Below are 13,245 nucleotides of genomic sequence, written 5' to 3'. Positions count from 1 at the left end.
GGCGCGACATGTTCGATAAGATCCTCATTGCCAATCGCGGCGAGATCGCCCTGCGAATCCTGCGTGCCGCGAAGGAGCTGGGCATCGCCACCGTGGCCGTGCACTCCACCGCCGACGCGGACGCCATGCATGTGCGCCTCGCGGACGAGAGCGTGTGCATCGGCCCTCCGGCCGCCCGCGACAGCTACCTCAACATCCCGGCCCTGATCGCCGCCTGCGAGATCACCGGGGCCGACGCGATCCATCCCGGCTACGGCTTCCTGTCCGAGAACGCGCGCTTCGCGGAGGTGCTGGAGCATCACCGCATCGCCTTCATCGGCCCTAAGGCGGAGCATATCCGCATCATGGGCGACAAGATCGAGGCCAAGCGCACCGCGAAGCGCCTGGGCATTCCCTGCGTCCCCGGCTCCGAGGGCGGCATCAACGACGAGACCGAGGCCAAGAAGGTCGCCAAGGAGATCGGCTACCCGGTCATCATCAAGGCGGCCGCCGGTGGCGGTGGGCGCGGCATGAAGGTGGCACGCAACGAGGACGACCTCGTCCACGCCTTCCAGACCGCCCGCACCGAGGCCAAGGCCGCCTTCGGCGACGATGCGGTCTATATCGAGAAGTATCTCGAGAAGCCACGCCATATCGAGATCCAGGTCCTCGGCGACGGCAAGGGCAACGCCATCCATCTGGGCGAGCGCGACTGCTCCCTGCAGCGCCGTCACCAGAAGGTCTGGGAAGAAGGCCCGTCGCCGGCTCTCAATGTCGAGATGCGCGAGCGTATCGGCGGCGTCGTGGCCAAGGCCATGCAGGACCTGCAATACGCAGGCGCCGGCACCATCGAGTTCCTCTACGAGGATGGCGAGTTCTACTTCATCGAGATGAACACCCGCATCCAGGTGGAGCATCCGGTCACCGAGATGATCACCGGCATAGACCTCGTGAACGAGCAGATCCGCGTGGCGGCCGGCCACCCGCTCTCGGTGCGGCAGGAAGACATCAAGATCGAAGGTCATGCCATCGAGTGCCGCGTGAATGCCGAGCATCCCTCGACCTTCCGCCCCTCTCCCGGGACGATCAGCTACTTCCCCCCGCCGGGCGGTCTCGGCGTGCGCGTCGATTCGGCCGCCTATCAGGGCTACCGCATCCCGCCGCACTACGATTCCCTCGTGGGTAAGCTCATCGTCCATGGCCGCACCCGCAACGAGTGCCTCATGCGCCTGCGCCGGGCCCTCGACGAGTTCGTGGTGGACGGGATCGACACCACCCTGCCGCTCTTCCGCACCCTCGTGCGCAACCCGGACATCCAGAACGGCCAGTACGACATCCACTGGCTGGAGAACTTCCTGAAGACCGGCGGCCTGGGCGACGAGCAGGCATAAAAGTCGGCCGGCATGAGCGGCGTAGAGTGCAGCTGCTCATGCCCGGCACGACATGCGTAACGCAATGCGGAGAAAGTTGCCGCCCTGAGACGTTGTCGTTGCAGAGAAGGCCTGCAAATGGACGGCATTGCCGTTCCTTGGTACAAAGCGCGCCATGAGCCATGCGTCTGACCACGCGATCGAAATTACCCCCGACATCCTTCTGAAAGCCTATGCGGCCGGCATCTTTCCCATGGCGGAGGATGCGGACGATCCTTCTCTCTTCTGGGTCGAGCCCCGGGAGCGGGGCATCATCCCCCTCGGCAGCTTCCACATCTCCAAGCGCCTGGCACGCACCGTCCGTTCGGACCAGTTCGAGATCCGGATCGACCAGGATTTCGATGGGGTCATCGCCGGCTGTGCCGCCCCCGGGGCGGACCGGGAGAAGACCTGGATCAGCCGGCGCATTCGCGAGCTTTATGGCGAGCTCTTCGATGCGGGCTACTGCCATACGGTGGAGGTCTACAGGGACGGCCGCCTCGTGGGAGGGCTCTATGGGGTGCGGCTCAATGGGGCCTTCTTCGGCGAGAGCATGTTCCACACGGAACGGGACGCCTCGAAGGTCGCGCTGGTGCATCTGGTGGCGCGCCTGCGCCGGGGCGGCTTCTCGCTTCTCGACACCCAGTTCGTGACCTCGCATCTCGCGCAATTCGGCGCAACCGAGGTTCCCAGGCGCACCTACAAGCAAATGCTGCGCAACGCCATGGAGCATGGCGCCGACTGGGATTCCTGGCCGCCCGGCAAGATCGTCAGCGGCGAGGAGGCCCTCGCCGCCATTCAGCCTACCTAAGGTCAGCGATCCGTATTGATGATCGGGGCCGCGGGAGCCTGGCGCCGCGTCGGCGGGCGCAGAGGGGCCGTCGGGACGGCCGGCGGGCGCGGGGCCGTGGCGCCGCCGCTAGGCGCCATGATGTCGCCCGGCCGTCCGGCATCGGCCGGCGCGCGGGCGGAATCCTGGATCGGCGGAAGCTCCTCGGGCATTTCCTTGGGCTCCGCGATCACCTCCGTGCCGCCTTTGCAATCCACGAGCCAGATATCGTAAACCGGGTGCTCGAGCCCGTGCAGGCCCGGGCTCGCGGCGAAGAGCCAGCCCGAGAAGACCCGCTTGTTCTGCCCCTCGGGGCCGGGCTCGTCGACCTCGATGAACGAGGTGGTGTTCGGCGTTTCCGTGGGCGGCTTGGTGAAGCAGACCCTCGGCGTCATCTGCAGGGCGCCGAACTGAACGGTCTCGTCGATCCCGACCTCGAACGACACGATGCGCCCGGTGATCTTGTCGAGTCCCGAAAAGACGGCCGTGGGATTCTTGATCCGGTCCGCCTGAGCCGCGCCCGCGGCGCCGATTACCCCTGCGAGCACGACAGCCGCCCGCGTCCATCCGAGTTTCATCATATCATCCAAGCCAGGTCCGATTTGGCGGTTCTTGTCCGGTCTGCCCGGTCGTACCCCTTATCCCGGCCACGCGATAACACGCGAACCATGATGGAAAAAGGGCAAGCGGGAAAAGACCCCAAGGATCGACGGGAACCCTGGGTATTCCCTATCACGCCAACGTCAAAGAAAATTCTGAACCTCCGGTCGCGCCACAGGTTAACCGGCCTCTATCGATGGCGAGAGGCTGGAACATGGACATGAGCGACGGCAACGGGATCTCACGACGGGGAGTGATGGGGGGAGCGGCGGCCGGGCTCGCGACGGTGGCCGCACCAGGTCCGGCCTCGGCCCAGACGGCCGCGAGCGGCGGAGTTGCCAAGGAAGACCCAACGACGAAGTACCCCAAGCCTCCCTTCAAGTCCCAATCCCAGCCCTGGCCCGGCCTCGCCGGCAAAATGGACCCTCGCCCCGACCATGGCGAGGCGAGTTACAAGGGATCGGGACGGCTGCGCGGTCGAAAGGCCCTGATCACGGGCGGCGATTCCGGCATGGGCCGGGCGGCCGCCATCGCCTTCGCCCGCGAGGGCGCCGATGTGGCGATCAGCTATCACCCGGACGAGGAGCCCGATGCACGGGAAGTGATCGACCTGATCAAGAAGGAGGGCCGGATCGCCGTGGCCCTTCCGGGCGACATCCGCGACGAGGCCCTGTGTGCCCGCATCGTGGCGGATGCCGTGCAGCAGCTCGGAGGCCTCGACATCCTGGTCAACAACGCCGCCCGCCAGCAGCAGCGGCAAGCGCTCCTCGACATCACGTCGGAGGATTTCGACGCAACCTTCAAGACCAATGTCTATGCCATGTTCTGGCTGACCAAGGCGGCCCTGCCTCACCTGACGCCGGGCTCGGCGATCATCCAGACGACCTCGGAACAGGCCTATGACCCGTCTGAGAACCTGGTCGACTACGCCATGACCAAGGCGGCGATGATGAACTTTACCAAGTCCATGGCGAAGCAGCTCGGCCCCAAGGGAATCCGCGTCAACGGCGTCGCTCCGGGACCGATCTGGACCCCGCTTCAGGTCAGCGGCGGCGCGACCCAGGAGAAGCTGCAGCAGTTCGGCGGCGATACGCCCATGGGCCGACCCGGCCAGCCGGCCGAGCTCGCATCGATCTATGTTCAGCTCGCCGCGGCCGATGCAAGCTATGCGACGGGGCAGGTCTACGGGGCGGCCGGGGGCAGCGGTCAGCCGTAATTCTGCATCCTCGGACGACGCGTAAGAAGCGGCTGCACAAATCTCTATCCTCGTCCTGAGGAGGTCACCTCAGTGACCGTCTCGAAGGATGAGGGCTGAGGTGGCGCGATGATAAGCCCAACTCCGAGGAGCGGTGCGCGCTAAGGGGTCGTCACGAGACGATCTTCGCCTTCTCCGGGACGGTCGCTGCCTTCGCGCTGCTCGCGAAACGACGCGCCAGGACCGCACAGGTCATGAGTTGGATCTGGTGGAAGATCATGAGCGGCAGCACGATGGAACCGACGTCCTGCCCGGTGAAGATCACGTTCGCCATGGGCGCGCCGGAGGCGAGGCTCTTCTTGGAGCCGCAGAAGGTGATGGTGATGCGGTCCGCGCGATTGAAGCCGAACCAGCCGCTGACATAAAACGTGAAGCACAGCACGGCCGCCAGCAGCACGATGTCGATCACGACAACGGCGATGAGATCCGTGGCGGACAGCTTGTGCCAGAGTCCCTCCATCACCGCCTCGCTGAAGGCCCCGTAGACGACCATCAAAATCGAGCCGCGGTCGACGAACTGCGTCAGCGTCCTGTGCCGGGCGAGCCATCGGCCAAGATAGGGCTGGAGCACCTGACCGAGGATGAAGGGAGCGAGAAGCTGCAGCAGAATGCCTTCGAGCGCGCCCAGGGAGAAGCCTCCGCCGCCTTGAGTGTGGAACAGCAGCCCCACGAGAAGCGGGGTCAGGAACATGCCGAGGATGTTCGAGGCGGAAGCCGAGCAGATGGCTGCCGGCACGTTGCCCTCGGCGATCGACGTGAAGGCGATCGACGACTGAACGGTCGAAGGAAGAACGCACAGGAACAGGATGCCCGTGGCCAGCGCCGGGGTCATCAGGTTCGGCACGGCCAGGACGATGAGGCCGAGAATCGGGAAGACCACGAAGGTGGTGACCAGCACGAAGAGGTGCAGCCGCCAATGGATCATGCCGGCGATCACCACCTCGCGCGACAGGCGCGCGCCGTGGAGAAAGAACAGCAGGGCAATCGCGAGATTGGTCGCGACCGAGAACACTTCCGCCGGCGCGCCGCCGATGGGAAGGATCGACGCAAGCACGACCATGCCGAAGATGGCGATCGTGTACCATTCCCGTGAGATGAGAGAAGCCATGGTTACCTTCGTTATGGTTGACGCCTGAGCCGACGTTTTGTGCCCTGCCCTATGCCTGAAGCTCGTGAAACCCGGTCATCTTCGGCCTCGCCTCGATGGCTTGACTGAAGGCGCCTTCTGAAAAGCGAACGCCCGCCGAGGGCGGGCGATCGCTTCGAGTGCCGGTGCCGTGCCGCTTATGCGAAGGTCGCCTCGCGGGCGACCCGGGCGATGTCGTAGCGGGCAATGCCGAGATCGGCGAGCTCGCGGTCGGAGAGCTGCGCCAGCTCGCGGACGGTCTTGCGATACAGATGGTAGCTGCGAACCTTCGAAAGGATATAGGAAACGAACATGGAAAGCCCCGGAAGTGGACCGGCCTCGCGGCCGGCTGTTTTTGCTCTTGCTGCGGTGCGGATATACGGATGCGCCCTGACCTTGAGGAGCCATAAGAACTGAGGTCCGTTATGCCCTGGCGGCATAACGCCCAGAGAGATCCGCACCGTACTTACCCCCTACGCAAGACGGCCTTTGTGTCCCGGACCGATCGGTTAAGCTCCGACGGCAGATGGACCGGAAGCTCACTCAGATGAACGAAGCGGATCTACGAAACGACGAGGCACAGCAACGCCTGGGCTTCCTGTCGCGAGAGGAAACAGCCGCCCTCGGTCATCGCGGCATTCTGCTGCCGGATCCAGGTTCCGTTCTGGTCTCGCCCGGCGTCAGGCTCGATGAGGACGTGGTGCTCTGGCCTGGCGTGATTCTCCAGGCTTCCTCCCACGGACGCATCGCCATCGGCCCCGGGACGAACCTTTTTCCCGGCACCCGGGTCGTCGCGTCGGGCGGGGCGGTCACGATCGGTTCCGGTGCTGAGATCGGGGAGGAAGGCGGCTTCACGATCAAGGCCGGCGTCGGCGACACCATCGCCATCGGGAACGGAACCCGGCTTCTCGGCGGTGGATCCCTCACCCTGACGAATCGAATCGGACGAGGCGCCCAGATCCTCGGCCCTATCCGGTGCCAGAACTGCACCCTGGGCGATGGCGGGACTTATCGCGATCCGGAGCCGGATGAGCGAGGCGGCGTCCTGAAAGGTTCAGGCGTGGCACGCGGCATCGCGATTCCCCAGGGCCACGTGATCCAGGCATTCGGCCTCTTCCATGAGGCCGTCATGCGGCGACAATCCTATTTCCATCCGAAGGGCTGATCTCAGCCCGGCTTGCGCTGTCCAGAATCGAAATGGCCGCCCCTGGTTCAAGTCCAGGGACGGCCATGAAGGCAAAGGTGTCGAGGAAAGGCTTAGGCCCGGCCTTACTCCCCTGGGGTCCAGGGCACGTAATCGCCCGTCGCGGCGGGACGCTGGCCGAGGGCAAGACTGGAGCCCTGCGGACGGTAGGCCTGGGACGTGCCGGTCATGTTGGGTACGTAGGACTTCTCCCAGGCATGCGGCTTGTAGCTTTCCTCGCTCGGAGCCACGTCGCCGTTATGGCACAGCCAGGCGCGCCAGCCCGGCGGGACCTTCGAGGCATCGGCATAGCCGTTATAGACGACCCAGCGGCGCTCGGCGCCCACGTTCGAGTCGATGGCCTGGGGTTGCGTGTAGCGATAGTAGCGGTTGCCGAACTCGTCCTCACCCACGAACTGCCCCTTGCGCCAGGTGAAATACCGGGTGCCGAGGGTCTGTCCGTTCCACCAGGTGAAGAATTGGGTCCAAAACTGTTTCATCGCTGCTGCCTAGGGGAGCCAAAGTTGCGCGGAATATGGCGGCAGCGCGCCAGGAAGTCCAGCCTTCCGAACAGCCGAATCCCACCGCTGATTCTCGGACGCGGCACCTGTTCCCCGCCGCCGGGCAAAACTCCCGCATTTTGGCCATTTCGAGGTATGGGACCGGCTTTCTGGAAGTCCGCGCCCACAACCTCCCGGTTGATGCGCCGGCACAACATCTCGGGTCATTTTGCGCCGGCCCTGAGCCGGCACAATTTACCCCCTGTGGAATCTCTGAAAGGATTCTCAGAGGAGTCTCCAAGGCTTAGCCAGTTTTCCACATTCTTAACATCCTTCCACTATATATAGTCGGAACAACGAGCCGCGACACAAGTTCTTGACGTAAGGCTCGCAACACGACTAGCTTGCCGGGGTACCGATCAGAGACCGGCGGCCGACCTGAAAAGGACGGCCGGAACCTCCCCAGAGTAAGCGTCAGAGCTCCGTGGCAACCCGTTGCCGCGCGGCCCGTGGCGACTGGAGGAGGCCCCTAACTCGGGCGGTTGCGTGTGGCGATCCGAAAGAACGGGTCGTTGGGGCGTCGAACAATAATTTGGGCTGATGAGCTGCGGGGCAAAATCGCGGCCAGGAGACCTTTTGTCTCCATACTTGGGAAAATGACTATGCGGATCGAGCGGCGTTATACGCAAACGGGCCAATCGCCTTATTCCTCCCTCGCCTTCCGGCTCGCCACGAGCGAGATCCGCAATCCGGACGGTTCGGTCGTCTTCAGGCTCGAGAACATCGAGGTGCCCGAGACCTGGAGCCAGGTGGCGTCCGATGTCCTGGCCCAGAAGTACTTCCGCAAGGCCGGCGTTCCGGCCCGCCTGAAGAAGGTGGAGGAGAACGACGTTCCCTCCTGGCTGTGGCGCTCCGTGGCCGACGAGGCGGCGCTTAGTCAGCTGCCCGAGGATCAGCGCTTCGGCTCCGAGATTTCCTCCAAGCAGGTCTTCGACCGCCTCGCCGGCTGCTGGACCTATTGGGGCTGGAAGGGTGGCTACTTTTCCTCCGAGGAGGACGCCCAGGCGTTCTATGACGAGCTGCGCTTCATGCTCGCCAACCAGATGGTGGCGCCCAACTCCCCGCAATGGTTCAACACCGGCCTGCACTGGGCCTACGGGATCGACGGTCCCGGCCAGGGCCATTATTACGTGGACTACAAGACCGGCAAGCTGACCAAGTCGAAGTCTGCCTACGAGCACCCGCAGCCGCATGCCTGCTTCATCCAGGGCGTCGAGGACGATCTGGTGAACGAGGGCGGCATCATGGACCTGTGGGTCCGCGAGGCGCGCCTGTTCAAGTACGGCTCCGGCACCGGCTCCAACTTCTCGAAGCTGCGCGGCGAGGGTGAAAAACTCTCCGGCGGCGGCCGCTCGTCCGGCCTCATGAGCTTCCTCAAGATCGGCGACCGCGCCGCCGGCGCGATCAAGTCGGGCGGCACCACGCGCCGCGCGGCCAAGATGGTGGTGGTCGACGTCGATCACCCGGACATCGAGGCCTATATCGACTGGAAGGTGAAGGAGGAGCAGAAGGTCGCCGCCCTCGTGACCGGCTCCAAGCTCGGCAACAAGCACCTGAAGGCCATCATGAAGGCCTGCGTGAACTGCGAGGCCGAGGGCGATGCCTGCTTCGATCCGGAGAAGAACCCGGCCCTGAAGAAGGAGATCAAGCTGGCGCGCCGGGTCATGATCCCGGACAACTACATCAAGCGCGTCATCCAGTTCGCTAGGCAGGGCTACACCGATATCGACTTTCCGATCTACGACACGGATTGGGATTCGGACGCCTACCTGACGGTCTCCGGCCAGAACTCCAACAACTCCGTCTCGCTCACCGACGACTTCCTGCGCGCGGTGGAGAACGACGCCGACTGGCACCTCAAGGCCCGCAAGGACGGCAAGGTCCTGAAGACCCTGAAGGCCCGCGACCTGTGGGAGCAGATCGGGCACGCCGCCTGGGCGTCGGCCGATCCGGGCCTGCACTTCAACACCACCATGAACGACTGGCACACCAGCCCCGCCGGTGGCCGCATCCGGGCGTCGAACCCGTGCTCGGAATACATGTTCCTGGACGACACGGCGTGCAACCTCGCCTCCGCCAACCTGCTGCAGTTCTTCGACCGCCAGAACCACAAGTTCGATGCCGGCTCGTTCGAACATGCCTGCCGCCTGTGGACCGTGGTGCTCGAAATCTCGGTCATGATGGCGCAGTTCCCGTCGAAGGAGATCGCGCAGCTCTCCTACGAGTACCGCACGCTCGGCCTCGGCTTCGCCAATATCGGCGGCCTGCTCATGACCATGGGCCTTCCTTACGATTCCGACGCGGGCCGCGCCCTCGGCGGTGCGATCACGGCGATCATGACCGGCGTGTCCTATGCCACCTCCGCCGAGATGGCAGGCGAGCTCGGGCCGTTCCCGAACTACAAGGCCAACGCGAAGCACATGCTGCGCGTGATCCGCAACCATCGCCGCGCGGCGCATGGACAGGCGGAGGGCTATGAGGGCCTCGCCGTCAACCCGGTCCCGCTCGATCACGCCTCCTGCCCGGACGCCGATCTCGTCGCCCATGCGAAGGCCGCCTGGGACCGCGCCCTGGAGCTCGGCAAGACCAACGGCTACCGCAACGCGCAGGCCACCGTCATCGCGCCGACCGGCACCATCGGCCTCGTGATGGATTGCGACACCACCGGCATCGAGCCCGACTTCGCGCTCGTGAAGTTCAAGAAGCTCGCCGGCGGCGGCTACTTCAAGATCATCAACCGCGCCGTGCCGGACGCGCTGCGCACCCTGGGCTATCGCGAATCCGAGATCGCCGAGATCGAGGCCTATGCGGTCGGCCACGGCTCGATGAAGCAGGCTCCCGCCATCAACCCCGGCTCGCTCGCTGCGAAGGGCTTCACGGACGAGAAGATCGACGCGGTGGAGAAGGGCCTGAAATCGGCCTTCGACATCAAGTTCGTGTTCAACCGCTGGACCCTCGGCGAGGACTTCCTGACCGGCACGCTCAAAGTGCAGCCTGAGAAGCTCAACGATCCGTCCTTCGACCTGCTCTCCTTCCTGGGCTTCTCGAAGGCCGACATCGAGGCCGCGAACATCCACATCTGCGGAGCGATGACGCTGGAAGGCGCCCCGCACCTCAAGACCGAGCACTACGCGGTGTTCGATTGCGCCAATCCCTGCGGCAAGATCGGCAAGCGTTATCTCTCGGTGGAGAGCCACATCCGCATGATGGCGGCGTCGCAGCCCTTCATCTCGGGCGCGATCTCCAAGACCATCAACATGCCCAACGACGCCACCGTCGAGGATTGCAAGAACGCCTACATGCTGTCCTGGAAGCTGGCGCTGAAGGCGAACGCCCTCTACCGCGACGGCTCCAAGCTCTCGCAGCCGCTGAACTCCGCTCTCATTGCCGATGAGGACGAGGATGCGGAGGACGCCGTCGAGCAGGTCGCCGCCATGCCGACCGCGGCAAAAGCCGCCCACGTGTCGGAAAAGATCGTGGAGAAGATCGTCGAGCGTGTCGTCGCCCTGCGCGACCGCGAGAAGATGCCCGACCGCCGCAAGGGCTACACCCAGAAGGCCGTCGTCGGCGGCCACAAGGTGTACCTGCGCACGGGCGAGTACGACGACGGACGCCTCGGCGAAATCTTCATCGACATGCACAAGGAAGGCGCCGCCTTCCGGGCCATGATGAACAACTTCGCCATCGCGATCTCGCTCGGCCTGCAATACGGCGTGCCGCTGGAGGAATACGTGGAGGCCTTCACCTTCACGCGCTTCGAGCCGGCCGGCTTCGTCCAGGGCAACGAGCGCATCAAGTCCGCGACCTCGATCCTCGACTACGTGTTCCGCGAGCTCGCGGTGTCGTATCTCTCCCGCAACGACCTCGCCCACGTGGACCCGTCGGAAGCAGGCCCCACCACCATCGGCCAGGGCGAAGCCCAGTCGAAGGCGCCGGAGCCCGCACCCGCCACGGCCGTCGTGTCCCGCGGCTTCACCCGCGGCTCCGTCGACCGCCTCATGCTGATCCCAGGTGGCGGTGGCAGCGCCGGAAGCAACGTTCAGCGCTCGCCCGGCATGACGGTCGGCGCGAACGCTCTCAAGAGCGAACTCGCCCAGCCCGCCGTGCAGGCGGAGGAGAAGGTCGGCGAAGCCGAGATGTCCAAGCTCGCCTTCTCAGCCCCCGCCCCCTCGGTCGCCGACCGGCGCGCCGAGGCCAAGATGAAGGGCTATGTCGGCGAAGCCTGCCCCGAATGCGCGAACTTCACGCTGGTGCGGAACGGGACGTGTCTGAAGTGCGATACTTGCGGCAGCACGACGGGGTGCTCGTAAGAAATTAGACACCGGAGATGTCCGGCACCCCGTAGTTTGTCGGCAGTGACCCTAAGTATGTCGGTCGCAACGCGCATAGTTTGTCGGCAAGTAGGTGTGGACGCTCTCATAGGATGGCCAAAATCATCCATAGTGCGTCCTCAACGCCACCCTAACTCCGCCTCATCCGAGTCTTGTAAGGACCGAGTGGGGCGGATTGGGAGATGCCTCAGATGTCAGAAATGGGAGAGTACGACTGGGTTCTCCTGAATATGACGACTTGATTGAAATTGTGGCGGCACGGATAGTTCTTCCTTTCTGAGGGGGTAGTCTTCCCTTCCGCCACTCAAAAGGCTTCCTTCGCGGGAAGCCTGACCACCCTGACCAGACCGAACCGGCACCCGAGGGCCAACCTCGGGGCCGGCCCAAGGGGCAGATGATGGCCAAGAACACCGGAGACGGTTATCGCAAGGGCGCCGTGACGGCGCGTACCCAGTTCCAGCGCACGGACGGCTCGTACCAGAAGCGGGACGAGCGCACCGGACGTCTTATGGAGGTCAAGCAGACCTCAGGGCCCTTCAAAGGAATCGCGAAGGAGCCCGACGGTCGGGACACCGACAGGTCCTGAGCCATCTGGAGCACGCGATGATCACTCCACTGAGGAAAAGAACTCTCGACGGCACCTTGTACAAACGCGATCCAAAGGTCGAGGCTCAACTGGCTGAACTCGCAGCCCTGCCGCGGGACGAGCTGGTCAAGAGGTGTTCGATCAATCGTCGGGACGACCTGCTATATGTCCGTACTGAGTGCCTTCTGTACTTTGTTCGCACTTGCCGCGCGGACAACTCGGAGGTTCATTTCGAAAGGCTCTACAGGATCCTGGCTGAACGCGTGCTCAGGTGCCTGCCCAAGCCCGAGAGCAACGACGGGAAGACCGCATCGTTGACCAAAGGCGTCATCCGAGACAAGGTCTTCAGCCGTTTCGTCGAACTGCTTTCCATGGACCGCTCCGAGTACACGGAGAAGCTAGACTACTTCGAGGTGCGGTTCGATGGAGCCCTGGCCAGCCTGCGGTGTGATGCCCAGGAGCAGGCCTGGCGGGACGAGAATCGCTCGGAAGCTCTTGAATTCAATGACGAAACCGGGGAGCCAACGCCTGAGGTGGAGCGCGCTGCGGGGAGCTATGACCCATTCGTGGCATCAGAAAATGACGACGCAGGTTACCGTTCTCGTCTGGATGCGGCGATTGAGGCCTTACCCCCACACCAAAGCAGGATAGTCGAGATGATAAGGAGAGGCATTCCCATCGACTCGAAGGAGGCCGGCGCTATCACAATCGCGAAAACCCTTGGAAAGTCCGAGAAGACCATCAGAACCCATCGGGACAAGGCCTATGACGCCCTGCGTGCAGCGCTGACTGAGGGAGAAGCCCCATGACGCCTGGACGCTCGTTCCCTGCCCGCGAGGACGTACTGGATGCCTTCGCGGTCGAACCATCGCCGGATCGCGAGACATTAGAGCGCTATCTGCGTGAATACCCACAGTTTGGCCCCGAGCTTGTAGACCTTTCTAGAGAGCTGGCGCGCGATCTCTGTGAGGATGAGGATCCTCTTTCGTCCGATGAAGTCGCCCTGATTGACATGGCTTGGCAGCGGCACCAAGGTGACGACCGGAAGGTCGTCACAGACCCTTTCGCCAAGCTGTCGGTGACCGACCTCCGCGAGATCGCGAAGAGCCTGGACGTTCCCCGGCAGGTCATCACGGCGTTCCGTGAGGGTCGCGTGATCCTCACCTCCGTGCCCCGACGATTCCTCACGCGGCTTGCGGCGCTAGTCGGAGTCGCGGCCGACCGGATGATGGAAGCGTTTGCGCCCCGTATGGTGCCGGATCTAGCAAGAAGCTATAAATCCGATGGCAAACCCGATCCTGGTCTACCGCTGACTTTTGAGCAGCTTCTGACTGAGGCTGGAGTGCCAGCGGAGAAGCGGGACCTCCTGCTGTCGGACGACGACTGA

Annotated in this window: 12 protein-coding genes; 8 read left to right on the top strand and 4 right to left on the bottom strand. The window is 64.0% G+C overall.

Going from position 1 to position 13,245, the window contains the following annotated elements; genetic code table 11:
• The first annotated feature begins 8 nt into the window (after nt 1-8).
• Both accC and aat read left to right on the top strand, forming a co-directional pair.
• A complete protein-coding gene (accC, locus tag H0S73_RS13245; protein ID WP_181052607.1) occupies nt 9-1,370 on the top strand; it encodes an acetyl-CoA carboxylase biotin carboxylase subunit in 1,362 nt (453 codons plus the stop codon).
• 154 nt (nt 1,371-1,524) lie between these two features.
• The gene (gene aat / locus H0S73_RS13240) at nt 1,525-2,199 is read left to right on the top strand and encodes a leucyl/phenylalanyl-tRNA--protein transferase (RefSeq protein ID WP_181052606.1); all 675 of its coding nucleotides are present in this window, start codon (nt 1,525-1,527) and stop codon (nt 2,197-2,199) included.
• 2 nt (nt 2,200-2,201) lie between these two features.
• On the opposite strand, the gene H0S73_RS13235 is transcribed toward aat, so the two are convergent.
• The gene (locus H0S73_RS13235; protein WP_181052605.1) at nt 2,202-2,795 is read right to left on the bottom strand and encodes a DUF2155 domain-containing protein; all 594 of its coding nucleotides are present in this window, start codon (nt 2,793-2,795) and stop codon (nt 2,202-2,204) included.
• Nucleotides 2,796-3,031: 236 nt separating this feature from the next.
• On the opposite strand from H0S73_RS13235, the gene H0S73_RS13230 reads away from it, so the two are divergent.
• Nucleotides 3,032-4,033, top strand: coding sequence for an SDR family oxidoreductase (locus tag H0S73_RS13230; RefSeq protein ID WP_425488193.1), 1,002 nt, complete (start codon nt 3,032-3,034; stop codon nt 4,031-4,033).
• Between the two features lie 151 nt (nt 4,034-4,184).
• On the opposite strand, the gene H0S73_RS13225 is transcribed toward H0S73_RS13230, so the two are convergent.
• On the bottom strand, nt 4,185-5,180 hold the full coding sequence (locus H0S73_RS13225; RefSeq protein ID WP_181052604.1) for a bile acid:sodium symporter family protein: 996 nt from the start codon (nt 5,178-5,180) through the stop codon (nt 4,185-4,187).
• A gap of 176 nt (nt 5,181-5,356) precedes the next feature.
• The gene (locus tag H0S73_RS13220; protein ID WP_181052603.1) at nt 5,357-5,512 is read right to left on the bottom strand and encodes a DUF1127 domain-containing protein; all 156 of its coding nucleotides are present in this window, start codon (nt 5,510-5,512) and stop codon (nt 5,357-5,359) included.
• 233 nt (nt 5,513-5,745) lie between these two features.
• On the opposite strand from H0S73_RS13220, the gene H0S73_RS13215 reads away from it, so the two are divergent.
• Nucleotides 5,746-6,363 carry an LbetaH domain-containing protein gene (locus tag H0S73_RS13215; RefSeq protein WP_181052602.1) on the top strand — a complete coding sequence of 206 codons (618 nt, stop codon included), beginning with the start codon at nt 5,746-5,748 and terminating at the stop codon, nt 6,361-6,363.
• A gap of 104 nt (nt 6,364-6,467) precedes the next feature.
• Here the strand turns inward: H0S73_RS13215 and H0S73_RS13210 are convergent, their stop codons facing one another.
• Nucleotides 6,468-6,881: an NADH:ubiquinone oxidoreductase subunit NDUFA12 gene (locus tag H0S73_RS13210; protein ID WP_181052601.1), complete on the bottom strand. Its 414-nt coding sequence runs from the start codon at nt 6,879-6,881 to the stop codon at nt 6,468-6,470.
• 662 nt (nt 6,882-7,543) lie between these two features.
• Between H0S73_RS13210 and H0S73_RS13205 the strand changes: the two genes are divergently transcribed.
• From H0S73_RS13205 to H0S73_RS13190, 4 genes are all read left to right on the top strand, one after another.
• Nucleotides 7,544-11,251: a vitamin B12-dependent ribonucleotide reductase gene (locus H0S73_RS13205; protein ID WP_181052600.1), complete on the top strand. Its 3,708-nt coding sequence runs from the start codon at nt 7,544-7,546 to the stop codon at nt 11,249-11,251.
• Nucleotides 11,252-11,669: 418 nt separating this feature from the next.
• Nucleotides 11,670-11,858 carry a hypothetical protein gene (locus H0S73_RS13200; protein ID WP_181052599.1) on the top strand — a complete coding sequence of 63 codons (189 nt, stop codon included), beginning with the start codon at nt 11,670-11,672 and terminating at the stop codon, nt 11,856-11,858.
• A gap of 17 nt (nt 11,859-11,875) precedes the next feature.
• The gene (locus H0S73_RS13195) at nt 11,876-12,667 is read left to right on the top strand and encodes an RNA polymerase sigma factor (RefSeq protein WP_246388878.1); all 792 of its coding nucleotides are present in this window, start codon (nt 11,876-11,878) and stop codon (nt 12,665-12,667) included.
• Entirely contained in the window at nt 12,664-13,245 is a 582-nt protein-coding gene (locus tag H0S73_RS13190) for a hypothetical protein (protein WP_181052598.1), read from the top strand. Before H0S73_RS13195 ends, H0S73_RS13190 begins: the two co-directional genes overlap by 4 nt.

The sequence above is a fragment of the Microvirga mediterraneensis genome, from assembly GCF_013520865.1.
GTDB classification, from domain to species: Bacteria; Pseudomonadota; Alphaproteobacteria; order Rhizobiales; family Beijerinckiaceae; genus Microvirga; species Microvirga mediterraneensis.
The sequence above is the reverse complement of the archived record's forward strand: the minus strand, read 5'-3'. Positions and strand labels throughout refer to the sequence as shown.